General features: G+C 61.1%; 19 protein-coding genes and 1 pseudogene. 7 read left to right on the top strand and 13 right to left on the bottom strand.

Annotated features, from left to right (window positions below; all coding sequences use genetic code 11):
- The first annotated feature begins 175 nt into the window (after nucleotides 1-175).
- A complete protein-coding gene (sohB, locus tag OXH74_RS25865) occupies nucleotides 176-1,201 on the top strand; it encodes a protease SohB (RefSeq protein WP_375739480.1) in 1,026 nt (341 codons plus the stop codon).
- A gap of 21 nt (nucleotides 1,202-1,222) precedes the next feature.
- Here the strand turns inward: sohB and OXH74_RS25860 are convergent, their stop codons facing one another.
- Complete coding sequence (locus OXH74_RS25860; protein ID WP_375739479.1) at nucleotides 1,223-2,077, bottom strand: alpha/beta fold hydrolase; 855 nt, start codon at nucleotides 2,075-2,077, stop codon at nucleotides 1,223-1,225.
- A 112-nt stretch (nucleotides 2,078-2,189) separates the two neighbouring features.
- Here OXH74_RS25860 and OXH74_RS25855 point away from each other — a divergent pair, with 112 nt between their 5' ends.
- Nucleotides 2,190-2,771, top strand: coding sequence for a TetR/AcrR family transcriptional regulator (locus OXH74_RS25855; protein WP_375739478.1), 582 nt, complete (start codon nucleotides 2,190-2,192; stop codon nucleotides 2,769-2,771).
- Nucleotides 2,772-3,066: 295 nt separating this feature from the next.
- Here the strand turns inward: OXH74_RS25855 and OXH74_RS25850 are convergent, their stop codons facing one another.
- On the bottom strand, nucleotides 3,067-3,567 hold the full coding sequence (locus OXH74_RS25850; protein WP_375739477.1) for a DUF934 domain-containing protein: 501 nt from the start codon (nucleotides 3,565-3,567) through the stop codon (nucleotides 3,067-3,069).
- Nucleotides 3,551-5,209 carry a nitrite/sulfite reductase gene (locus OXH74_RS25845; RefSeq protein ID WP_215373744.1) on the bottom strand — a complete coding sequence of 553 codons (1,659 nt, stop codon included), beginning with the start codon at nucleotides 5,207-5,209 and terminating at the stop codon, nucleotides 3,551-3,553. The genes OXH74_RS25850 and OXH74_RS25845 overlap by 17 nt, the downstream gene beginning before the upstream one ends.
- Before the next feature lie 458 nt (nucleotides 5,210-5,667).
- Between OXH74_RS25845 and OXH74_RS25840 the strand changes: the two genes are divergently transcribed.
- On the top strand, nucleotides 5,668-6,753 hold the full coding sequence (locus OXH74_RS25840) for an ABC transporter substrate-binding protein (RefSeq protein ID WP_375739476.1): 1,086 nt from the start codon (nucleotides 5,668-5,670) through the stop codon (nucleotides 6,751-6,753).
- 3 nt (nucleotides 6,754-6,756) lie between these two features.
- Here OXH74_RS25840 and OXH74_RS25835 read toward each other — a convergent pair whose 3' ends face one another.
- The 3 genes from OXH74_RS25835 to OXH74_RS25825 all read right to left on the bottom strand — a co-directional run bounded on the left by OXH74_RS25835 (nucleotide 6,757) and on the right by OXH74_RS25825 (nucleotide 8,748).
- Complete coding sequence (locus OXH74_RS25835) at nucleotides 6,757-6,975, bottom strand: DUF2970 domain-containing protein (protein WP_215373742.1); 219 nt, start codon at nucleotides 6,973-6,975, stop codon at nucleotides 6,757-6,759.
- A gap of 46 nt (nucleotides 6,976-7,021) precedes the next feature.
- Nucleotides 7,022-8,062 (bottom strand): RNA methyltransferase, encoded by a 1,041-nt coding sequence (locus OXH74_RS25830; RefSeq protein ID WP_215373740.1) that lies wholly within the window; start codon nucleotides 8,060-8,062, stop codon nucleotides 7,022-7,024.
- 77 nt (nucleotides 8,063-8,139) lie between these two features.
- On the bottom strand, nucleotides 8,140-8,748 hold the full coding sequence (locus OXH74_RS25825; RefSeq protein ID WP_375739475.1) for a hypothetical protein: 609 nt from the start codon (nucleotides 8,746-8,748) through the stop codon (nucleotides 8,140-8,142).
- 272 nt (nucleotides 8,749-9,020) lie between these two features.
- Here OXH74_RS25825 and OXH74_RS25820 point away from each other — a divergent pair, with 272 nt between their 5' ends.
- Nucleotides 9,021-9,320 carry a DUF1883 domain-containing protein gene (locus tag OXH74_RS25820; protein WP_375739474.1) on the top strand — a complete coding sequence of 100 codons (300 nt, stop codon included), beginning with the start codon at nucleotides 9,021-9,023 and terminating at the stop codon, nucleotides 9,318-9,320.
- Between the two features lie 335 nt (nucleotides 9,321-9,655).
- Here the strand turns inward: OXH74_RS25820 and metH are convergent, their stop codons facing one another.
- Complete coding sequence (gene metH, locus OXH74_RS25815; protein ID WP_375739473.1) at nucleotides 9,656-13,348, bottom strand: methionine synthase; 3,693 nt, start codon at nucleotides 13,346-13,348, stop codon at nucleotides 9,656-9,658.
- A gap of 171 nt (nucleotides 13,349-13,519) precedes the next feature.
- On the opposite strand from metH, the gene OXH74_RS25810 reads away from it, so the two are divergent.
- Both OXH74_RS25810 and nfuA read left to right on the top strand, forming a co-directional pair.
- Complete coding sequence (locus tag OXH74_RS25810) at nucleotides 13,520-15,805, top strand: fatty acid cis/trans isomerase (protein ID WP_375739472.1); 2,286 nt, start codon at nucleotides 13,520-13,522, stop codon at nucleotides 15,803-15,805.
- Nucleotides 15,806-15,902: 97 nt separating this feature from the next.
- The gene (nfuA, locus tag OXH74_RS25805) at nucleotides 15,903-16,487 is read left to right on the top strand and encodes a Fe-S biogenesis protein NfuA (protein WP_375739471.1); all 585 of its coding nucleotides are present in this window, start codon (nucleotides 15,903-15,905) and stop codon (nucleotides 16,485-16,487) included.
- A gap of 65 nt (nucleotides 16,488-16,552) precedes the next feature.
- Here the strand turns inward: nfuA and OXH74_RS25800 are convergent.
- The 5 genes and pseudogenes from OXH74_RS25800 to OXH74_RS25780 form a co-directional block, all read right to left on the bottom strand.
- A pseudogene (locus tag OXH74_RS25800) lies at nucleotides 16,553-17,686 on the bottom strand (MFS transporter).
- A gap of 55 nt (nucleotides 17,687-17,741) precedes the next feature.
- Nucleotides 17,742-18,251 carry an HPP family protein gene (locus OXH74_RS25795; RefSeq protein ID WP_375739470.1) on the bottom strand — a complete coding sequence of 170 codons (510 nt, stop codon included), beginning with the start codon at nucleotides 18,249-18,251 and terminating at the stop codon, nucleotides 17,742-17,744.
- A gap of 12 nt (nucleotides 18,252-18,263) precedes the next feature.
- On the bottom strand, nucleotides 18,264-18,512 hold the full coding sequence (locus tag OXH74_RS25790) for a DUF1272 domain-containing protein (RefSeq protein ID WP_375739469.1): 249 nt from the start codon (nucleotides 18,510-18,512) through the stop codon (nucleotides 18,264-18,266).
- Between the two features lie 10 nt (nucleotides 18,513-18,522).
- Nucleotides 18,523-19,530 (bottom strand): GlxA family transcriptional regulator, encoded by a 1,008-nt coding sequence (locus OXH74_RS25785; RefSeq protein WP_375739468.1) that lies wholly within the window; start codon nucleotides 19,528-19,530, stop codon nucleotides 18,523-18,525.
- A 183-nt stretch (nucleotides 19,531-19,713) separates the two neighbouring features.
- On the bottom strand, nucleotides 19,714-19,983 hold the full coding sequence (locus OXH74_RS25780; RefSeq protein ID WP_375739467.1) for a hypothetical protein: 270 nt from the start codon (nucleotides 19,981-19,983) through the stop codon (nucleotides 19,714-19,716).
- Nucleotides 19,984-20,310: 327 nt separating this feature from the next.
- Here OXH74_RS25780 and OXH74_RS25775 point away from each other — a divergent pair, with 327 nt between their 5' ends.
- The gene (locus tag OXH74_RS25775; protein WP_375739466.1) at nucleotides 20,311-20,979 is read left to right on the top strand and encodes a PA2778 family cysteine peptidase; all 669 of its coding nucleotides are present in this window, start codon (nucleotides 20,311-20,313) and stop codon (nucleotides 20,977-20,979) included.
- A 52-nt stretch (nucleotides 20,980-21,031) separates the two neighbouring features.
- Here the strand turns inward: OXH74_RS25775 and OXH74_RS25770 are convergent, their stop codons facing one another.
- Complete coding sequence (locus OXH74_RS25770) at nucleotides 21,032-22,315, bottom strand: FAD-binding oxidoreductase (protein ID WP_215373694.1); 1,284 nt, start codon at nucleotides 22,313-22,315, stop codon at nucleotides 21,032-21,034.
- Between the last annotated feature and the right edge of the window lie 8 nt (nucleotides 22,316-22,323).

Raw genomic sequence — 22,323 nt, 5'->3', positions numbered from 1 at the left:
GTTATGAGGAAGCCCAAGGCCTGTCAACGAAAAAACATACGCTTGTTTGAATGCATTCCCGGCATTTATGGGCCCACTTTCCCGCCGCTGGCAGCTATGGGAACGCGCCGGTATGCTTGTTCGTTGTCCGCGCCGCCAAAAGGCAGGCGCCTGTAGAGGAAACGAGGGGGATTTCGTGGAGTTTTTTGCCGAGTACGCGGGCTTCCTGGCCAGGACGGTAACGCTGGTCGTGGCCATTCTGGTGATACTGGCTGCCATCGCTGCATTGCGTAGTCGCAATCGGCGCGTTGGCGCGGGGCATCTTGATGTCCGCAAGCTCAATGATTTCTTCAAGGAGCTGCGCGAGCGCCTCGAGCACGCGGTACTGGACAAGGAGCATTTGAAGGCCGCACGCAAGGCTGAGGCTAAGGCGGCCAAACGGGCCAAGAAGGCCGGTGAGCACAAATCCAGGGTCTTTGTCCTGGACTTCGATGGCGACATCAAGGCCTCGGCCACCGATCACTTGCGCCACGAGGTCACAGCGCTGCTGAGCATGGCGACGCCGAAGGACGAGGTGGTGCTGCGGCTGGAGAGCGGCGGCGGGATGGTGCACAGCTACGGTTTGGCCTCGTCGCAACTGGCGCGTATCCGCGATGCGGGTGTGCCACTAACCGTATGTGTGGACAAGGTGGCAGCCAGTGGCGGCTACATGATGGCCTGCATTGGTCAGAAGATTCTCGCGGCGCCTTTTTCCATCATCGGTTCCATTGGTGTCGTCGCGCAATTGCCCAATGTGCATCGTCTGCTGAAGAAGCATGACATCGATTTCGAGGTGCTCACCGCCGGAGAGTACAAGCGCACCCTGACGGTGTTTGGTGAAAACACCGAGAAGGGTCGGCAGAAGTTCCAGGAAGACCTGGAAACCACCCATGTGCTGTTCAAGGACTTCGTAGGTCGCTACCGGCCGCAGTTGGCGATGGATGAGATCGCCACTGGCGAGGTATGGCTGGGGGTTGCTGCCCTCAACAAGCGGTTGGTGGACGAGTTGCGGACCAGCGATGAATACCTGGCCGAGCGCGCCCGGGAAGCCGAGCTGTTCCATTTGCACTATGTCGCTCGCAAGAGTTTGCAGGAGCGCGTTGGTTTGGCTGCCAGTGTGGCGCTTGACCGTCTGCTGCTGAACTGGTGGACCCGGCTCAACCAGCAGCGGTTCTGGCAATGAAGTCGGGCTGACCCTTGCGGGTTAACCCAGTTCAGGAAGCAGAATGTCCTGCCAGAGGCTGCGTTCGAACTGCGGCTTGAAGAAGCCGAAGTGGCCGATGGCTTTCGCTCCCACCTCCCGGGGGGCGATGCGCTTGTGCAGTTGTTGGGTCTGACTATAGAAGCTGTGCAGCGACTCGGTATTGCGCCCCGACATCATCTCGTCGTCGGTGAAGGAAATGGCGGTAATCGGCGTGCGAACTGCCGAGAATGCCTGCCTGATTTCAGGGCCTTCAGCGCCCACCGCATATTCCGGATCAAGGCACCAGCGCCGCCATTGGCGGATCACACCCTTGGGCAGGTCGCCGACCATACCCAGGCGCTTGCCCGGGAAGTAGCCAGTCAGCGGAGTGAGCAGGGGAGCGGCCAGGAACCACAGGAGCCAGACGCGACGGCGAAGCTGCTCGGAGTTTTCCCGCCAGTAGCCGCTGCCGGTGGCAATGGTCAGGGCTTTGCTGATGCGATGGCCTCCGTCCACGAAGGGCAGGATCTGCCCTCCGAGACTGTGGCCGATCCAGTAAAGAGGTTTGCCTGGGGCCGCGTGTGCCAGCGCGTCCAGCATCGCGCTGCAGTCGTGGCGGGCCCAGTCGAGGATGTCGACGTCCAGGTCGCGTAGGTGGCCATTGCGTGACTGGCCCATACCTACGTAGTCGAAGGTGGCGACCAGGTAGCCGCGCTCCGCCAGCCAGTTGGCGAAAGCTGCATAGTAGCGCTGAGGGACACCCATGGCGGGCACTATCAGCACCGCAGCCAGGAACTCGCGATCAGGGCGGTACCAGGTGGCGCTGACGGAGTGGCCGTTGCCGTTATCGATCCGAGTTTCTGTCGGGCTGATCATTGCATCCGTCCTTGCGGTGGAAAGGGCTTCTGGAGTAACGCGAACCCAGGCAGTATACGCAGCCTAGAAATTTATTCTAGAAAAGTATTCTAGTAGCAAGCAAAGGATTCCAATGGGCCGTCCCTCACGCAAAGACGAGATTCTCCAGGCCGCATTGGCCTGCTTCAGCGAACACGGTGTGGATGCCACCACCATCGAGATGATCCGCGATCGCTCCGGTGCCAGTATCGGCAGTCTCTACCATCACTTCGGCAACAAGGAGCGGATCATCGCCGCGCTGTATCTGGAGGGTGTGGGTGGCTACGCGCGGCTGCTGGAGGCGGGATTTGCCACGGCGGAGAGTGCTGAGGCGTGCATCAAGCTACTGGTGGCTTGCTACATCGACTGGGTTTCAGCGAACCCGGATTGGGCGCGCTTTATTCTTCATAGCCGTGGCCGGGTGGAGGCGAGCGAGCTGGGTGGGCAGTTACGCGATGCAAACCGGGTGCACCATGGCCGCATCGAGGAGGCGCTCAGACCCTATCGCGAGGCGGGGGCCTTCCGGGAGATGCCGCGAGATTGCTTCAGCTCCGTGGTGATCGGTCCGGCGCAGGATTTCACCCGCAACTGGCTGGCCGGACGCACGCGGACCACCCTCGCCGACTGCCGCGAGCTGTTCATGCAGGTGGCCTGGGATGCCGTTCGATCTCGGTAAAGCCTGGGCTGGATGACTGTGGGGGCGACTGCGCTGCGCTTGGCGAATGAGTCGGCTCAGTCCCAAGTGTTGCAAGTGGCGGTATCCTTTGTAGGGGCGAGCTTGCTCGTGAAAGGATCCGGTTCGCGAGCAAGAACTCGGCGTCCCCCGCTCCTACAAGGTTCTCAGTCCGGTCGTTGATTACGAGCAACGGCTAACACAGACAGAGCCAATGACTCCGCCTCGCTACGGAACTTCCGCTGGTTTGCGAAAAGCAAAAAGCCCCGCTGGTGCGGGGCTTTCTGTTGGGCGTCACTCACGCAGAGCGGCGGCGGAACAGCGGCAGGGGCTGGTCGCTGGAGGCCTGATACACCTCGGAAAAATCCTCGAACGCCTTGAGGGCGTCGTAGGGATCTTTATCCGCACGCAGGGCGAAGGCGTCGAAACCGCAACGCTTGAGGGCGAAGAGTTGGTCGCGCAGCACGTCGCCTATGGCGCGTACTTCACCTTTGTACCCATAGCGTTGGCGCAGCAGGTAGGCGGTGGAGGAGTGGCGGCCGTCGGTGAACGCCGGGAAGTTCAGAGCGATAACCTGGAAGTACTCCAGCTGGTCGGCGATTTCTTCGATTTCCTCATTGCTGTCGAGCCACACGCCAAGACCGCCATCGCGGGCCTTGAGCGCGTGCGCATGGTCGCACCACAGTGCCAGCGGAACGATGATGTCGTCGCAGTTGGGGATGCCGTCGAGGGTGGCGTCCTTGTCCAGCAGGTGCCAGGTTTCGTCGATGACCTGGCCGTTCTTAATGATTCGCTGCATAAACGCGCTCCTTGAACGGGTCGATACCGATACGGCGGAAGGTGTCGAGGAAACTTTCCTCCTCAGTGCGCTGTTCGACGTAGACGTTGATCAGCTTCTCGATCACGTCGGCCATTTCATCCTGGGCGAAGGACGGACCGAGGATCTGAGCCAGACTGGCGTCACGATTGGCACTGCCGCCAAGCGATACCTGGTAGAACTCCTGGCCCTTCTTGTCGACACCGAGAATGCCAATGTGGCCGACATGGTGATGGCCGCAGGCGTTCATGCAACCGGAGATGTTCAGGTCCAGTTCGCCGATGTCGAACAGGTAGTCGAGATCGTCGAAGCGACGCTGGATGGCTTCGGCCACCGGAATCGACTTGGCGTTGGCCAAGGAGCAGAAGTCACCGCCCGGGCAGCAGATGATGTCGGTTAGCAGGCCGATGTTCGGGGTGGCGAAGCCGAGTTCGCGCAGTTCGCCCCATAGGGTGAAAAGCTGGGACTGCTCGACGTCGGCCAGGATGATGTTCTGGTTATGGCTGTTGCGCACTTCACCGAAGCTGTAGCGATCGGCCAGGTCGGCGATGGCGTCGAGCTGTTTGTCAGTGACGTCGCCCGGGGCCACGCCGGTGGGCTTCAGCGACAGGGTCACGGCCGCATAACCAGGTTTCTTGTGGGCGAAGACGTTGCGCGAACGCCAGCGGGCAAAGCCCCGGTGCTCGGCATCCAGCTGCGCCAGCGCAGCGTCTTGGTCGTCCAGGGCCTTGTAGGTCGGGTCGACGAAGTGACTGGCGACGCGCTGCACTTCGGCATCGGTCAGAGTGGTGGGGCCGTCCTTCAGATGGGCCCACTCGGCCTCGACGCGCTCAGCGAAGACCTCAGGAGTCAGTGCCTTGACGAGGATTTTAATGCGCGCCTTGTACTTGTTGTCGCGACGACCATAGCGGTTGTACACGCGCAGGATGGCGTCGAGATAGCTCAGCAGGTGCTGCCAAGGCAGGAATTCGTTGATGAAGCTGCCGACCACCGGGGTACGGCCCAGGCCGCCGCCGACGGATACGCGGAAGCCCAGCTCACCAGCAGCGTTTTTTACCGCCTCGAGGCCAATGTCATGCACTTCGATGGCCGCCCGGTCGCTCACGGCACCGTTGACGGCAATCTTGAACTTGCGCGGCAGATGGGAGAACTCCGGGTGGAAGGTGGACCACTGACGGATGATCTCGCACCAGGGACGCGGGTCGACCACTTCATCGCGGGCAACGCCGGCGAACTGGTCGGTGGTGGTGTTACGGATGCAGTTACCGCTGGTCTGGATCGCGTGCATCTGCACGGTGGCCAGTTCCGCCAGGATTTCCGGCACGTCTTCGAGCTCAGGCCAGTTGAACTGGACGTTCTGCCGGGTGCTGATGTGGGCATAGCCCTTGTCGTAGTCGCGAGCGATCTGGGCCAGCTTGCGCACCTGGGTGGACGACATCAGGCCGTATGGCACAGCCACGCGCAGCATGGGCGCGTAGCGCTGGATGTACAGGCCATTCTGCAGGCGCAGGGGGCGGAATTCCTCACCCGAGAGCGCGCCTTCCAGATAGCGGCGGGTCTGATCGCGGAACTGCTTGACGCGGTCCTCGACGATCCGTTGATCGTACTCGTCGTATACGTACATGAAATGTCCTGTTGTCAGGCTGCTTACAGCTTTTCTGCGCGCACGGCCGCGCACTCCCCGCGGAGCCGGAGGAAGATACCAGCTCAGGGTTATGCGCAAAAGTGATGTTTGAATATATGTAAAGAACGAAAAGTTATTGCTTCAAGGTTACGCATAACCAGTGTGCTTGAGAGGGGGCCGCTCCTGGTCTTAACTCGAAGTGCGGAGCACTTATAACCACAACAAGGGGGCAGCCATGACAGACCATTCCGATCACTCCACCCATGACAGCAGCGTTGATGCCTGGGCGATCTTTTCCCTGATCCTCATTGCAGTGGCCACTGCAGTGTTCTGGGTTAGCCATCAGTAGTTCATCTCCACCTGCCGCCCGAGCGTTCCGGTCGGGCGGCTCGCTCCTGCAACGATAGACAAGCCTGGAAGCGGTTATACTTCGCCGCCATTTTTCCGGGTAATGGATTGTGAAAGGGTTCTGGTCCTGCCTTCTGCTGTGCTGCTGCCTGGTTAGCAGTGCCATTGCCAACGCCGCCTCGGTCGTCTTTCTCAATCCCGGGAGGTCCGACGAGCCCTTCTGGGTCAGCTATGCGCAGTTCATGCAAGCCGCAGCAGCGGACCTCGACATGGACCTGCAGATCCTGTTTGCCGAGCGGGACAAGGAGCGCATGCTTCAACAGGCCCGTGAAGTGCTGCTGGGCCCTACTCGGCCGGATTACCTGATGTTCGTCAACGAGCAGTACGCTGGCCCCGAAATCCTTCGGCTGTCCCGTAGCAGCGGTGTCAAGTTGTTCTCGGTCAATAGCACACTGACACCAGATCAGCAGGCGCTGGTTGGCGGTACGCGCGAACAGTACCCGGATTGGATCGGCAGCATGGTTCCCAACGATGAAGAGGCCGGTTACCTGATGGCCAGGTCGCTGCTGGCGCAACAGCAGCATCTGAATGCGGGCCGGCCATTCGAGTTGGTGGCCTTTTCCGGCGACAAGCAGACTCCTGCAGCGAAGCGCCGCGAAAAGGGCCTGCATCGCGCGTTGGCGGCGTATCCTCAAGCGCGGTTGCGACAATTGGTGTATGCAGAGTGGAACCGTCAGCGTGCCCACGCCCAGGCACAGCAGTTGTTCGTGCGCTATCCCAAGGTCGAGGTAGTCTGGTCGGCCAATGATGAGATGGCATTCGGGGCGATGGCGGCGGCAACCGCGCTAGGCCGCAAGCCAGGACAGGATCTGCACTTCTCCGCCCTGAACAATTCACCTGAAGTGTTGCGGGCTTATCTGGATGGGCAGGTGAGTGCGTTGGTCAGCGGGCACTTCACCCTGGGCGGCTGGGCGCTGGTGTTGTTGCATGACTACGATGCCGGTCTGGACTTCGCCAAACATGGCGGCAAGGACCGCGAAGTTCGCTTGTTCATGGCGCTGGACAAGAAGAAGGCCATTCGCCTGCTCACCCATGTCGAGCAGCGTGGCTACAAAATCAATTTCAAGTCCTACAGCTTGCTGCATGCGCCAAAGCAGCGTGACTACAAGTTCTCCCTGCAGCCGCTGCTTGATTGATGCTTACAACCCGGCGAGGTGCAGGACCAGCTTGACCACCCCGTAGATCAGCAGCACGAAGACTGCTGTGAAAATCACGCCGAGCAGGATGAATTGACTGGGCTTGCCACGGCTGAAGTCGCGTGCCCGGTTCTTCCCACTCTGCACGCCAAAGGCAGCAGCCAGCACACTTTGCAGCATCTCGCGGAAGCTCAGGGGCTTTTCTTTTTCCTTGTCGTCCATAGGACACCTCCTGGCATCAGCGTAGCAGGCCGGGGGGTTACTGCCGTTAGCGAGCTGGACGTTGCAGTCGCTTGGTGTTCACCACATCTACCGCACGAGCGCGCAGTTGCCCGCATCCGCCGTCGATGTCCTGGCCAGCAGAGTTGCGTACTTTGGTGAGGATGCCGCGGCTGTGCAGGTAGCGCACCATCTGCACGATGCGGTCACCATCAGGGCGCTGGTAGTCGTCGGCGTCGAGGCTGTTGTAAGGGATCAGGTTCATGACCGCGTACTTGCCCTTGAGCAGTCGAAGGATGCCGTCCATTTCTTCCACGCTGTCGTTGATTCCCTTGAGCAGCGTCCATTGGTACTGGATCGGATAGCCGATGGTGCGGGCATAGCGCTCGCCCAGTTCCACCAGTTCATCCGGGGCGATGCGTGGAGCCTTCGGCAGCAGCTGTTCGCGCAGGTCGGCGCGGGTGGTGTGCAGCGATAGTGCCAGGGCCGGCTTGACCCGTTGCTGTGGCAAGCGTTCGAAGACCCTTGGGTCACCCACGGTGGAGAACACCAGGTTCTTGTGGCCAATGCCGCCGTCAGTGCCAAGTAGGTCGATGGCCTCCAGGACGTTCTCGAGGTTGTGGGCTGGCTCGCCCATGCCCATGAACACCACTTTCTTCACTGCGCGGAATCGGCGGGCGAGGGCGACCTGGGCGACGATCTCGGCGCTGCCGACCTGGCGCAGGAGACCGCTCTTGCCGGTCATGCAGAATACGCAGCCGACAGCACAGCCCACCTGGGTCGAGACGCACAGACCGTCGCGCGGCAGGAGCACACTTTCCACCATCTGGCCGTCAGCGAGTTCCACCAGCAGGCGCGCAGAGCCGTCTGCCCCCGGATGTTCGGAACGCAGACGGACCAGGCCCTCGAGTCGCTCCGCCAGGGCTGGCAGCCCATCGCGTACGCTCAGTGGCAGGAAGTGCTCAGTGTGCTGGCGGCGTGTGCCGGCGTTCAGTGGCTTGCCCTGCAGCCAGGCGCGTACGACCCGTCCGCTATGGGCAGGTTTGGCGCCGAGCTCGGCCAGGTGCTGATGGATATCGGTGATGCGCATGGGGCGCGCATCCTACCACTCTCGCCATGGAGGTGGCAGGTCCATCGGCTTTGCTCCGATGGACCGGTTGAAGACTGTCAGGGGGCCTCGACAGTGATCGCCACGGCTGAAGTCAGGCGAATGACCACTTCCTGATTGACGTAGGAAGGCTTGAGTTCGACATCGGGCCGGACCGCTACGGTTTTGCGACTACCATCGGCGAACTCCAGTGTGGCGGTATGTTTGGCCGCGTCGATCGCTTTGACGACAGCAGTCACTTCGACGGTGTCTGCCGCCATTATGCCGGGCTTGTCGCCTTCTGGCGCAGTGGCCAGCACCCCGGCGGCTCCATCCTCCCTGGATTCGCCGGGTTCGCGCAGGTACACCACCCGCTCGCGCGTGACAGTAGCGGTTACGCGATCCCCCACCTTCATCTGGGGAAAGTTGCGTATCTCCGGAACTGCCTGGAAAGTCTGGCGGTGGCCCTGCTGATCCTGCAGGGTAAAGGTTCGTTTCTTGTAGTCGATGTCACTGATCACCGCGGTTATCTGCTCCATCTCGGCGGTAACGCCGCCAGGAACGCCTTGGGCATGCACCTCGGCGCTGCTGGTGCTACTGCTTAGCCCATCATTCTGGGCCTGGCTGCTGCAGGAGCTGACCAATGCAAGGCTGAGAAGGAGAAGGCAAGCTCGTTTGGTGTTGGGCATGGCATATCTACCTTGATGAAATGAATCCGGAATTCGTGGATTTCATGAATGGCATCCTCCCGGCCCAAGGCAATTCGGAGCTCGGCGGAAAAGACTCATCCAGCCTTCTTAGGCATTTTCAGCTTAGGCCAAGCTTGTGAAGTTGCTGCCTGAACCTCAGTCGACGCCAGAGTCCAGGCGTTGTCGGAGTCTCGTCGGGTGTTTGCGAGATGTGATAGGCACCCTCGTGTTATTGTGGCGCGTTGTTTTATCGAGCGATTTGGGAGCGGTTCATGAAGTTCATCCATCAGCGCGAGCACCTCAATGAGGGTGATCTGGTCATCATCCAGTGCTCGCAAACCTGCAATATCCGTCTGATGAACGACGCGAACTTTCGCAGCTTCAAGAATGGTGGCCGACACAGCTACCACGGCGGCGCCTTCGATCGCTTTCCAGCGAAGATTGTGGTGCCCAGCACGGGCTTCTGGAATGTCACGCTCGACACCGTGACCCGCCGCGCCATCAGTGTGACGCGCAAACCAACCATGACCTATTCGATCAAGTTCGTTCGCCGTTCGGGTTCGGGTAGCTGATTTCTGCAAGCATGAAAAAGATCCGCATCAGCGGTAATGCTGTCCACATAAGTATTTGAGTTTCAGCGGGCCCACCCGAAAACCCGATGCCAGCTATCTGGCGTCGGGTTTTTGTGCTTAACAGGGGGGCGCTGTCCAATGCGTTCTCCGAGACTAGAGGGCAGGCCAGAAAAACGCCGCGATTCCGTCACGGAATCGCGGCGTTTTTCTTGAATGCACAGCGTTACCGTATTGGCGGGCCTTTCTGGTGTCCCGGGCTGAGGGCCGGGCTCCGGTGATGCGCATCATCCGTGAAGCGAATTCATTCGCGAGGCGCCCTGAGGGGCGCCAGCCAATCAGCTTTCGTAGCCCAGGTTCGGCGACAGCCAGCGTTCGCTGACGGCCTGGTCCTGACCCTTGCGCCTGCTGTAGCTCTCCACTTGGTCGCGCTCGATCTTGCCCACGGCAAAGTACTGCGCTTCCGGGTGGGCGAAGTACCAGCCGCTGACGGCTGCGGCCGGGAACATCGCGTAGTGCTCGGTGAGCGTTACGCCAGAGGTGCTGTGCGGGTCGAGCAGGCGGAAGAGGGTGCCTTTCTCTGTGTGGTCCGGGCAGGCCGGGTAGCCGGGAGCCGGGCGGATGCCCTTGTACTGCTCCTTGATCAGCGCCTCGTTGTCCAAGTGCTCGTCAGCCGCGTAGCCCCAGTATTCCTTGCGCACGCGCTCGTGCAGCCATTCGGCGCAGGCCTCAGCCAGGCGGTCGGCCAGTGCCTTGACCATGATGGCGTTGTAGTCGTCGCCCTTGGCCTCGTACTGCTTGGCCAACTCCTCGGCACCGATGCCGGCGGTGGTGATGAAACCGCCCACATAATCGGTTATGCCGCTTTCCTTCGGTGCCACGAAGTCTGCCAGGCAGAAGTTAGGCTTGCTGTCGGGCTTGATGGTCTGCTGGCGCAGGTGATGCAGCTTGGCCATGGCTTTGCCGTGGTCGTCGTAGACCTCGATGTCGTCGTGGTCAACCTGGTTGGCAGGCCAGAAGCCGAATACCGCGCGGGCCTTGATCTGCTTGCCGTCGATCAGCTGTTTGAGCATGGCCTGGGCATCGTTGAACAGCGCGGTGGCCGCTTCGCCCACCACCTCGTCGGTGAGGATGCGCGGGTACTTGCCGGCCAGGTCCCAGGAGATGAAGAAGGGCGTCCAGTCGATGTACTGGGCCAGCACGGCCAGGTCGATGTCCTCCAGCATCTGCACGCCGGTGAAGCTCGGCTTGGATGCGCGATAGCTGGCCCAGTCGAACTGTGGCTTGTTGGCCAGTGCGTCGGAGTAAGCCAATCGCTCGGTGCGGGCGGCGCGGTTGGCGGTGCGTTCACGAACCTCGACGTATTCAGCGCGGGTTTTCTCGACGAATCCAGCCTTGAGCTCCTTGGACAGCAACTGGGTGGCCACGCCGACTGCACGCGAGGCGTCGGTAACGTAGATCACGGCATCGTTGCTGTACTGAGGGTCGATCTTCACCGCCGTGTGGGCCTTGGAGGTGGTGGCGCCACCGATCATCAGCGGCAGCGTGAAGCCTTGGCGCTGCATTTCCTTGGCGACGTGGACCATCTCGTCCAGCGACGGGGTGATCAGGCCGGAGAGGCCAATGATGTCGCACTTCTCGGCGATGGCGGTCTGCAGGATCTTCTCCGCCGGGACCATCACGCCGAGGTCGACGATGTCGTAGCCGTTGCAGCCGAGCACCACGCCGACGATGTTCTTGCCGATGTCGTGCACGTCGCCCTTGACCGTCGCCATGAGGATCTTGCCCTTGGCTTCCGGCTTGTCGCCTTTTTCCGCTTCGATGAAGGGAATCAGGTGGGCCACCGCCTGCTTCATCACGCGGGCGGACTTGACCACTTGCGGCAGGAACATCTTGCCCGCGCCGAACAGGTCGCCAACGACGTTCATGCCGGCCATCAGCGGGCCTTCGATGACATCGATGGGGCGCGTGCACTGCTGGCGGCATTCCTCGGTGTCTTCGACGATGAAGGTGGTGATGCCCTTGACCAGGGCGTGCTCCAGGCGTTTGCCCACCGGGTAGCTGCGCCACTCCTCGTTTTCAGCTTCCTTTACCGCACCGCCACCCTTGTAGTTATCGGCGATGGCCAGCAGGGCTTCGGTGGAGTCGGGATTGCGGTTGAGCACCACGTCCTCGACCTTCTCGCGCAGCTCTGCCGGAATCTCGTCGTAGATCTCCAGCTGGCCGGCGTTGACGATGCCCATGGTCAGGCCGTTCTTGATCGCGTGGTAGAGGAAGACCGAGTGGATAGCCTCGCGGACCGGGTTGTTGCCGCGGAAGGAAAACGACACGTTGGATACGCCGCCGGAGGAGAGCGCATAGGGCAGCTCGTCACGGATATAGGCACAGGCCTCGATGAAGTCCACGGCGTAGTTGTTGTGCTCCTCGATGCCGGTGGCCACGGCGAAGATGTTCGGGTCGAAGATGATGTCTTCCGGCGAGAAACCCACTTCGTTGACCAGGATGTCGTAGCTGCGCTTGCAGATTTCCTTCTTGCGCGCTGCGGTGTCGGCCTGGCCGGCCTCGTCGAAGGCCATGACCACAACAGCGGCACCATAGCGTTTGCACAGCCGGGCGTGATGACGGAAGGCTTCTTTGCCTTCCTTCATGGAGATGGAGTTGACGATGCCCTTGCCCTGGATGCACTTCAGGCCAGCCTCGATCACTTCCCACTTGGAGGAGTCGATCATGATCGGCACGCGGGAAATGTCCGGCTCGCCAGCGATCAGGTTGAGGAAGGTGACCATGGCCGCCTTCGAATCCAGCATGCCCTCGTCCATGTTGATGTCGATCACCTGGGCACCAGCTTCCACTTGTTGCAGGGCCACTTCCAGGGCCTCGGTGTAGTTTTCCTCGCGGATTAGGCGGGCGAACTTGGCTGAACCGGTGATGTTGGTGCGCTCGCCGACGTTCACGAACAGCGAGTTGCGGTCGATGGTGAAGGGTTCCAGACCTGACAGTCGGCACGCCTTCGGGATGTCCGGAATCACGCGTGGCGGGTACTTGGCTACGGCTTCGGCGATCGCCTGAATATGCGCCGGGGTTGTGCCACAGCAGCCACCAACGATGTTCAAGAAGCCGCTGGCAGCAAATTCTTCGACCACCGCTGCCATTTCCGACGGCGTCTCGTCGTACTCGCCGAAGGCGTTCGGCAGGCCGGCGTTGGGGTGCGCGGAGACGTGGGTCTCGGCCTTGTTGGCCAGCTCCTCCAGGTATGGGCGCAGGTCCTTGGCGCCAAGGGCGCAGTTCAGGCCGACGGAGATCGGCTTGGCGTGGCGCACCGAGTTCCAGAAGGCTTCGGTGGTCTGCCCGGACAGAGTACGGCCGGAAGCGTCGGTGATCGTGCCGGAGATCATGATCGGCAGCTCGATGCCCAACTCTTCGAACACGCCCTGCACGGCAAAGATCGCTGCCTTGGCGTTGAGGGTGTCGAAGATGGTCTCGATCAGGATCAGGTCCGCACCGCCCTCGATCAGGCCACGGGTGGCTTCGGTATAGTTTTCCACCAGCTGGTCGAAGGTGACGTTGCGGTAGCCGGGGTTGTTCACGTCCGGGGAGATGGAGCAGGTGCGGCTGGTCGGACCGAGCACGCCGGCGACGAAGCGCGGCTTGTCCGGGGTCTCCAGGGTCTTGGCATCGGCTACCTGGCGGGCCAGGCGCGCACCCTCCACGTTGAGCTCGTACACCAGTTCTTCCATGCCGTAGTCGGCCTGGGAGACGCGGGTGGCGTTGAAGGTGTTGGTTTCCAGGATGTCGGCGCCAGCATCAAGGTAGGCCTTCTCGATGGACTGGATGACATCCGGGCGGCTCAGCAGCAGCAGATCGTTGTTGCCTTTGACATCGCTCGGCCAATCAGCGAAACGCTGGCCGCGGTAGTCCGCTTCGTCCAGTTTGTAGCTCTGGATCATGGTGCCCATGCCGCCGTCGAGGATCAGGATGCGCTGGGTCAGCGCCTGTTGCAGGGCTTGCTGGCGGGCGGTGCGGTCGGACATGGGGACTACCTGAGAGTGGTTGAAACAAAGGCAGCGATGATAACAAAACCTTAGTATTTTTTAGCTTGTTCGCTGTTTTCATGAATTCTGTTCATGTTGCGGGCTTTTCAGGTTCACCGAGATAGCCCGCAAGCCAGTAGAATCCACGTTTTGGGTTACAGGGATCGAGTCATGTCGCTGCGAAAGCTGGATATCGTGTTCGTCTTGCTCATGCTGCCGAGCCTTCCCGCCCTGGCACAGGAGCTGTCATACAGCCGCGACATTCAGCCGATCTTTACCCAGAAGTGCGTGGCCTGCCACGCCTGCTACGACTCTCCCTGTCAGCTCAACCTGGGGAGTGCCGAGGGCGCTGCGCGCGGTGCGAGCAAAGTGCCGGTCTATGACGGCGCACGGACTAAGGCGCAGGAAACCACGCGGCTCTACTTCGATGCGCATGGCGCAGAGGCCTGGAAACGCAAGGGCTTCCAGTCGGTGCTGGAGGGCAATGGCGGCCAGGCTGCGCTCATGGCGCGGATGCTGGAGCTGGGCAAGTCCCATCCGCTCGTGCCCAATGCGAAGCTTCCGGCTGGGCTGGATATCAGCATCGGCCGCAAGAACCAGTGTCCGCGGCCCGACGAATTCGAGGCTTACGCCGAGCAGCATGCCCAAGCGGGCATGCCATTTGCGGTGACGGGGCTCAGTGGGACGGAGTACCAGACCTTGCAGCGCTGGCTGGACGAGGGGGCGCCAGTGGCAGAGCCGGTCGTGCAACCGAGCGCCGCCGAGGCCCGCCAGGTTGCCGAATGGGAGGCTTTGCTGAATGCCCCGGGTGCCCGTGAGGCGCTGGTGGGGCGCTGGCTGTTCGAGCACCTGTTTCTTGCGCATCTCTACTTCGAGAACGGGGAGGCTGGCCACTTTTTCCAGGTGGTTCGCTCACGTACGCCCAGTGGCCAGCCAATCGACCCCATCGCTACGCGTCGGCCCAATGACGACCCCGGCAGCACTTTCTATTACCGTCTCAGGCCGATCCAGGGCGTGATCGTGCACAAGACGCACATTACTTATCCGCTGAGCGCGCAGAAGCTGGTTCGGGTCAGGGAGCTGTTCCTCTCTGGCGACTGGGTAGCAGAGCAGGTGCCCGGCTACGGCGCACAACGTCGTGCCAACCCGTTCGAAACGTTCCGCGCCATCCCGGCGCGGGCGCGCTATCAGTTCATGTTGGATAACGCCGAGTACTTCGTACGCACTTTTATTCGCGGTCCGGTTTGCCGGGGGCAGATCGCCACCGACGTGATCCGAGACAACTTCTGGACCCTGTTTCAGGACCCAGCGCATGACCTGTACATCACTGACGCCGAGTACCGCGAGGCTGCGACGCCGCTGTTGGCGATGCCGGGCCAGTTCGACGAGATCGGTGACCTGTTGGGCCTCTGGCGCACCTACCGTGACAAACGCAATGAATACGAAGCGCTGCGCATGGAAGCCTACGCCGAGGCGCCTCCAGCCAGTTGGGCGCATATCTGGGCCGGCAGCGACAATGCGTTGCTGTCGATCTTCCGCCAGCACGACAGTGCCTCGGTGCGCAAAGGCCTGATTGGGGATGTCCCGCTGACGCTTTGGTGGATGGACTATCCGCTCTTCGAGCGCACCTATTACCAGCTGGTGGTCAATTTCGACGTATTCGGCAATGTCTCGCACCAGGCGCAGACGCGCTTGTACTTCGACCTGATCCGCAATGGCGCTGAGGTGAACTTCCTCCGTCTGATGCCAGCAGAGGCCCGAGCGAAGATACTCAACGATTGGTACCAGAACAGCGGCAAGCTGAAGATGTGGCTGGACTATCAGGCTATCGACCATGAAACGCCCACTGGCTTGGCACTTGTCGGCAGTGACCCGAAACGTACGTTCGCCAATACATTGCTGGAGCGTTATGCCGGACTGAATGCGCGCCCCGACCCGATTAACCGCTGCACTGGCGCACATTGCTCAAGGTCTGCAGTAGCGCCGCTGCTGCAGGAGGCCGAGCAGGCATTCAGCCAACTGGTCAGCCGGCCAGCGGCGGGGCTGAAGGTGATCGAGTTGCTGCCCGAGGCGACCCTGCTGCGCGTCGAGTTGCCGGATGGCAGGCGCGAGGTCTATAGCCTGTTACGCAACCGTGCGCACAGCAATGTGGCCTTCATCGTAGGGGAAGAGCTGCGCTATCAGCCGGGCCTGGATACGTTGACAGTTTATCCGGGCGTTCTCAGCAGCTACCCGAACTTCATGTTCAATCTCCGGGGCGACGAAGTGCCCGTTTTTGTCGCGGCGTTGCAGCAGGTGCGGGACCAGGAGGCGTTCGAGCAGATAGTGCGGCGCTGGGGCATCCGCCGTTCGCATCCGCAGTTCTGGTTCTACTTCCACGACCTTTCCCGTTACATCGGGGAAACCGAGCCGGTTGAGGCGGGTGTGTTGGACATGAACCGATACCAGAACCTGTGAATCCAGGCTTGACGCGAATTATTCCTACTAATTTGGTAGGCCTTTATCCTGGACTGTCCTTTGGCGTACACTGCGCCTACGTTTGCGAGGAGTTTCCATGAGCGCCATCACCATCACCCAAGCCGCCCAGGACTACCTGGCGGATCTGCTGGAGAAGCAGAACACCCCGGGCATCGGCATTCGCGTCTTCATTACCCAGCCGGGCACCCAGTACGCTGAAACCTGCATTGCCTATTGCAAACCGGGTGAGCAGAAACCGGAAGACAGCGCCCTTGCGCTGGCTGCCTTCACGGCCTGGATCGATGGCGTCAGCGAGCCGTTCCTGGAAGATGCAATAGTCGATTACGCCACCGACCGCATGGGCGGCCAGCTGACCATCAAGGCCCCGAATGCGAAAGTGCCGATGGTCAATGAAGAGAGCCCGCTCAATGAGCGCATCAACTATTACCTGCAGACCGAGATCAATCCGGGTCTGGCCAGCCATGGCGGTCAGGTTAGCCTGGTCGACGTGGTCGAGGAAGGCATCGCTGTGCTGAAATTCGGTGGTGGCTGCCAGGGTTGCGGCATGGTCGACATGACGTTGAAGGACGGTGTCGAGAAGACCCTGATGGAGCGAATTCCCGAGTTGAAGGGCGTGCGTGACGTCACTGACCACAGCAATCGCGAGAACGCCTATTACTAAGGCGTGATCGTACTGAAAAAGGCGACCCAGGGGTCGCCTTTTTCATTTGACTGTCGAGTTGCGCTCTACTGGTTCGATGCCAATCGACGCCGCGCTGGCCAGAGCATCAGCAAGGCTACGGCGAGCAGAGGCCGCATGCCCAGATTCACGGCCCCCCAGCCCACTCCGGTGATCAGCGCGCCTGACGCGAACGAGCCACAAACCGCAACCAGGCTGTTGCACTGTTCCATCAGTCCCTGGGCCTGGCCACGCTCAGGGGCGTCATGGCCTTCACCAAGCAAGGTGGTGCCGGCCAGCAGCAGGTGCCAGCCCGATCCGAGCAGATATGAACTGACCAGAAAGTGCATCTGCTCAAGGTCGCTCAATGCCACAAAGGCACTGATCAATAGCACCAGACTGCGCAGAAGTGCGACCCGCCGGCTGCCCAGTTTGTCCACCAGGGGGCCGGCAACGAAGGCGGGCAGGAACATGCCGAGCATTTGCCAGCGTATGACTTGCACGCTGAACTCCAGGGAAAGGCCGCAGCCGCTCATCGCCAGCGGGGTGGCATTCATGATCAGAATCATCAGACCGTGCCCGACTGCAGTCGTTGCCACCGCCGCTCTCACCAGTGGACGTTTCAGCAGGGCGCGGGCTTCGGCCCAGCCGGCCTTGGCAGGCTTGGGTGCCAAACCTTCCGGCAATCGCGCCATCAGCAGCAGTGCGAGCAGGACCAGTCCTGATATCAGTAGGTATGCACCTGCGAAAGGCGTCTCGAGCGCATTGCGAGACCAGAGCGAGAGGCTCGGAGTAATCAGTGCCGCGCAAAGGCCGCCGCCGATCACATAGCCTGCGGCGTGCTCTTTTTGCTGATCGTCCACTGCTTCGAGTGCGGCAAAGCGGTAATACATGGTCGAAGCCTGGTAGGCTCCGATGGGTAGGGCGCCGAGGCAGAACAGCGGGAAATCACCCAGCAAGAGCCCGAGCGCGCTGAGCAGCCCGCCTGCGATGCTACAGGTGGCGCCGATCATCAGGCCCGGTCTGCGGCCATGGCATTACATGAACAACGACAGCGGTTGAGCAGCCAGCAGGTTGCCGAGTACCAGCAGGCCTAGCGGCAGGGTTGCGAGGGCGGTAAGCGGGGCTAGTTGCAGGCCGACCAGTGCCATAAGGGTTACGCCGAGCATGGCGCAACTCCAGTAAAGCGCCTGGGCGGCGATCTATAAACGGATGGTGGGGTTACCGAGCAGCATGATTCGTCCTTGATTCTCAGGCTTACCAATATTTCGGGTAGCGACTTTCACGTGTCGCATTGTTGAAGAGAAGTGCCACGGCCACCAGCAGCAGCGCGCCGGTCAGTGTGGGGTAAAGAAGAAAGTCCCAGCTGGGTTGCAGTAGGAACACGATCACTGGATTGGAGCCGGCCGGTGGATGCACTGTTCGGGTTGCCATCATCAGGGCGATAGCGGTGCCCACGGCTAGTGCGACGGCCCACCAGTGCGGGCCCAGGCTGTGGAGAACGGCAAGGCCAGTCAGCGTGCTGAGCAGATGGCCGAAGAGGATATTGCGCGGTTGCGAGAAGGGCACATCGGGAAACCCGAAAACCAGCACACAGGACGCGCCGAATGATCCCAGTAACAATGTCAGGGAGAGCATGTCGCCGAGGCTGGCGATGCTGGCGATTGCCAGTATGCCACCCAACCAGGCGATGGCGATCTGCTTCACGCTGGGGCGAGGGGGTGGGGTGATGGCATCGCCCCGGAACTTCTTCAAGAAGGTGAGCATGGTCGTCTTGTCTCAGGCGATGGGCTGGCAGCCAGATGGTTTGTGGATGCGTTCGGTCGAAGCGGGGAACCTATCCAGTTTTCCGGCGGGACGGATCGGGCGTCTCACCAGCTCTCCTCCGCAGTTCGGGCAGATTCCGTGCAGGCGTTGGCCGGCGCAGTCGCGGCAGAAGGTGCATTCGAACGAGCAGATCAGGGCGTCCGGCGAGTCGGGCGGAAGGTCGCGGTCGCAACATTCGCAGCCAGGGCGAAGCTCCAGCATGGCAATTCCCTCAATGGCTTATGGTTCGTCCGAACCGCTCCGCGTATTCCTGCGGGCTCACGGACAAGTATTTGTGAAAGCTGCGGCGCAGGTTCTCCGGATGGCCGAAGCCGGTCAGTCGCGCAACGGTGCCGATGGAGGCCTGCGCGTCCTGCAGGAGCGCGCGAGCGGCTTCGAGTCGTACTCGCTCGACATATTTGCCGGGCCCTACTCCTAGTTCCTGCACAAAGGCGCGCGACAGACTGCGGGGGGACATGCCGGCTTGGCTGGCCAGTGCGTCGAGTGAGAGATCGTCGCCCAAGTGGGCGGGGATCCAGTCGAGCAGCGCCGCCAGTTTGGGAGTCCGGCAAGGCTCTGGAGTGAGCAAGGCGCTGAACTGTGCCTGGCCGCCCGGACGACGCAGGAACAGCACCAGTCGGCGGGCCACTGCCAGAGCCATCGTACGTCCCAGATCCGACTCGATCAGGGCCAGGGCCAGGTCGATTCCGGCCGTGACACCGGCAGAGGTGAAAACGTGGGCATCACCATCCTGGCCGCTGGCATCGAAGGTATGCAGGCGCTCACCCTGGAGAATGATTCCGGGATGTGCTTGAAGCGCTGGAACATCGGCCCAGTGAGTCGTGGCAGGGCGCCCGTCCAGAAGTCCTGCGGCTGCGAGGATCAATGCGCCCGAGCAGATCGACCCGAGCCGACGAACCCTGGGTTCGGCGTGGCGCAACCAGTCGAGTAGCGCCTCATTCTTGCGCATGGCTTCCACTCCGGCACCGCCGGGAACCAGCAGGGTGTCGAAGTCGGCTGCTGACACTTGGTGCCAGGATTGGTCTGCGACCAGTGCGAAGCCGGCAGAAAGGGTGATCGGACCGGCCTCATTGCCGAGCAGGTGAATCTCGTAGCAGGAAGGCAGTCCTTGTCGCTGGCGTTCCGTGTTGGCTGAGGCAAAAACCTGCAGTGGGCCCGTGATATCCAGGCTCATCGCATCGGCAAACACCAGGCAGGCGATCTGGCGAACGGTTTCCATGGGCATCTTCCCCGGTTGAAGGTGATGCCAGTTTGATCGGTCGGGAGGGTGGCAACAATGACAATGGCCGCACAGATATTGCCAAATGACCAATGCGCAGCAAGGTTGCAGGGGAGGGAGAACGGGATCATCACGGCGGGCAATTGATGCTGCCCGCCGCCCATTGGGCACGGAGCGGGAGTTTTACTCCGGCATGCTCCAGGGGTCGAGGCTGTAACCTTTGCTGCTCAGTTCTTCGCGGGATTGCAACAGGATAATGGCCAGTTGCTCAGGATCGGAATAGGTGCTGCTCGGGATTTTCGAGCGCCCCAGCAGGCGAGTGCTGGTGCGATCGATGACGCTGATGCTCAGCTCACCGGTGCCGTCCTGGGGGGCCCAGGCAACGCATTGGAATGGTTTGAAGGCTCGGCCTGTAATGATCAATGCTTCGTTGAATCGCAGAGGTGCGTTCATGGGATCAGTCTCTCCATATTGTGCCCAATGAAGGTGACGGAGGGGCCCATCGGGCTTTATGACACCGTCATGAATGTGGATGACCGAACGAAACCGATAAGTCACAGCGCGTCGTTAAAAGCTAAGTAATTGTCGCTGAAATGAACGAGTGACCCGTATCAGGAGGATTTCGGCTAACGGTTTCATGAGATCTGCGGGGCGGGTGTTGCAGGCTTTCGCGCCTTGGCAATCGTCCAGGCGGTATTGCCAAGCCTGGACGATATACCGAGAAGATCGGCGGCAGTATGATCGCCGGTCATTCAATCCTGTCGTAATCAGAGTGATGCCGTGCCTTTACCCCGCCGCCTCATCAAGCCAATCGCTGTTGCCTGCAGTCTCGTCTTCCTGGGCGCATGCGCAGAGCATCCACGCTCTCCCAGAGTCAGTGCCCTGCCCGAGGCTGTCGAGCTGAGCGGCGTTCCTTTCTTCGCCCAGAACGCCTACCAGAGTGCGCCTGCTGCGCTCGCTGCCTTGCTGACCCAGCAAGGCGAGGTCGTCACGCCTGGGCTGCTCGAATCGGAATTGCGCCTGCCGCAGCAGGAGGAGAGCCTGCAACGCAGCATCGCGGATGTCGCACGTCAGCATGGCCTGCTGGTCTATCCGCTCGGTAGTGGGCTCGACGATCTGCTTGAGCAGGTTGCGGCGGGTAATCCCATTATGGTGTACGTGAAGCAGGGCTATGGTTTGCTGCCCAGCTGGCGTTTCGCTTTGCTGGTGGGCTATGACCTGGATAATCGGACGCTGCTGCTGCGTAGTGGACATCAGCGTCGCATGCAAATGGGGTTTGGTGAGTTCGAGGCCGGATGGGACGCTGCTAGCCGATGGGCTGTGTTGCTGCAATCCCCAGACCAGTTGCCCGCTGCGGTTGAGCGCGGGCGCTGGTTGAAAGGAGCTGAGGAATTGGATGCCGCAGGGCAGACTGAAGCGGCCAGCATTGCACGGCGGCAGATGCCTTGATTGGGTAAATGACAACGGCGCCTCAGGGCGCCGTTGTCGTATTGCATAGGGGTCAGACGCCCAGCTTGTCACGCAGGCTGTAGTACCAAGCGCCCAGTGCCGTGAACGGTACGCGGAAAACCTGGCCGCCCGGGAACGGATAGTGCGGAAGGCTTGCGAATGCATCGAATCGCTCGGCCTGGCCGCGCAGGGTTTCCGCGATGACCTTGCCCGCTACGTGGGTGTAGGTCACGCCATGGCCGCTGCAGCCCTGGGAGTAATAGATGTTGTCGCCAATCCGGCCAACCTGTGGCAGGCGCGACAGGGTCAGCAGGAAGTTGCCGGTCCAGGCGAAGTCTATCTTCACGTTCTTCAGCTGCGGGAAGGTCTTGAGCATCTTCGGACGAATGATCGCTTCGATGTTCGCCGGGTCGCGCGCGCCATAGACGACGCCGCCGCCATAGATCAGGCGCTTGTCGCCAGAGAGGCGGTAGTAGTCCAGCAGATAGTTGCAGTCCTCTACGCAGTAATCTTGCGGTAGAAGTGACTTGGCCATCTCCTCGGACAGCGGCTCGGTGGTAATCACCTGAGTGCCGCACGGCATCGATTTGGCTGCGAGTTCTGGGATCAGGTTGCCCATGTAGGCGTTACCGGCTACCACCACGAACTTGGCCTTCACTCGACCTTGCGGTGTTTGCACGACAGGGTTCGCGCCGCGCTCGATACGAACGGCCGGGCTCTGCTCGTGGATGATACCGCCCAGGGATTCCACGGCAGCGGCTTCGCCAAGGGCAAGGTTCAGTGGGTGGATATGGCCGCCGCTCATGTCTAGCATGCCGCCGATATAGTTGTCGGTCGCCGCCACTTCACGGATGCGCTTGGCGTCCATCATCTCGAGCTGGGTGTGGCCGTAGCGTTCCCAGAGCTTCTTCTGCGACTCGAGGTGCTCCATCTGCTTCTTGGTGAACGCAGCGAAAACGCCGCCGTCCTTCAGATCGCACTGGATGTTGTACTTGGCGATGCGCTCTCGAATGATGCGTCCGCCTTCAAATGCCATCTGGCCCATCAGTTGGGCGTGCTTGGCGTTGGAGGTGCGCTCGATCACGTCGATATCGCGGCTGTAGCTGTTGACGATCTGGCCACCGTTACGACCGGACGCGCCAAAGCCCACCTTGGCCGCTTCCAGGATGGTGACCTTGAAACCATTCTCCAGAAGGAACAGGGCGGTAGAGAGACCGGTATATCCAGCCCCTACGATACAGACATCAGTCTCGGTCTCACCCTTGAGTTCCGGGCGAGCCGGGACGGGGTTGGCCGAAAAGGCGTAATAGGATTGGGGGTAGGGAGTGTGCGTCATAATGGAAT

The sequence above is a fragment of the Metapseudomonas boanensis genome (assembly GCF_042232855.1).
Taxonomy (GTDB): Bacteria; Pseudomonadota; Gammaproteobacteria; order Pseudomonadales; family Pseudomonadaceae; genus Metapseudomonas; species Metapseudomonas boanensis.
The sequence above is the reverse complement of the archived record's forward strand: the minus strand, read 5'-3'. Positions and strand labels throughout refer to the sequence as shown.

Coding starts and splice junctions, on each gene's coding strand:
- OXH74_RS25860 (WP_375739479.1), bottom strand. CDS start 2,077: ATGATCAGCCCGACAGAAACTCGGATCGATAACGGCAACGGCCACTCC.
- OXH74_RS25855 (WP_375739478.1), top strand. CDS start 2,190: ATGGGCCGTCCCTCACGCAAAGACGAGATTCTCCAGGCCGCATTGGCC.
- OXH74_RS25850 (WP_375739477.1), bottom strand. CDS start 3,567: ATGCAGCGAATCATTAAGAACGGCCAGGTCATCGACGAAACCTGGCAC.
- OXH74_RS25845 (WP_215373744.1), bottom strand. CDS start 5,209: ATGTACGTATACGACGAGTACGATCAACGGATCGTCGAGGACCGCGTC.
- OXH74_RS25835 (WP_215373742.1), bottom strand. CDS start 6,975: ATGGACGACAAGGAAAAAGAAAAGCCCCTGAGCTTCCGCGAGATGCTG.
- OXH74_RS25830 (WP_215373740.1), bottom strand. CDS start 8,062: ATGCGCATCACCGATATCCATCAGCACCTGGCCGAGCTCGGCGCCAAA.
- OXH74_RS25825 (WP_375739475.1), bottom strand. CDS start 8,748: ATGCCCAACACCAAACGAGCTTGCCTTCTCCTTCTCAGCCTTGCATTG.
- OXH74_RS25820 (WP_375739474.1), top strand. CDS start 9,021: ATGAAGTTCATCCATCAGCGCGAGCACCTCAATGAGGGTGATCTGGTC.
- metH (WP_375739473.1), bottom strand. CDS start 13,348: ATGTCCGACCGCACCGCCCGCCAGCAAGCCCTGCAACAGGCGCTGACC.
- OXH74_RS25810 (WP_375739472.1), top strand. CDS start 13,520: ATGTCGCTGCGAAAGCTGGATATCGTGTTCGTCTTGCTCATGCTGCCG.
- nfuA (WP_375739471.1), top strand. CDS start 15,903: ATGAGCGCCATCACCATCACCCAAGCCGCCCAGGACTACCTGGCGGAT.
- OXH74_RS25795 (WP_375739470.1), bottom strand. CDS start 18,251: ATGCTCACCTTCTTGAAGAAGTTCCGGGGCGATGCCATCACCCCACCC.
- OXH74_RS25790 (WP_375739469.1), bottom strand. CDS start 18,512: ATGCTGGAGCTTCGCCCTGGCTGCGAATGTTGCGACCGCGACCTTCCG.
- OXH74_RS25785 (WP_375739468.1), bottom strand. CDS start 19,530: ATGGAAACCGTTCGCCAGATCGCCTGCCTGGTGTTTGCCGATGCGATG.
- OXH74_RS25780 (WP_375739467.1), bottom strand. CDS start 19,983: ATGAACGCACCTCTGCGATTCAACGAAGCATTGATCATTACAGGCCGA.
- OXH74_RS25770 (WP_215373694.1), bottom strand. CDS start 22,315: ATGACGCACACTCCCTACCCCCAATCCTATTACGCCTTTTCGGCCAAC.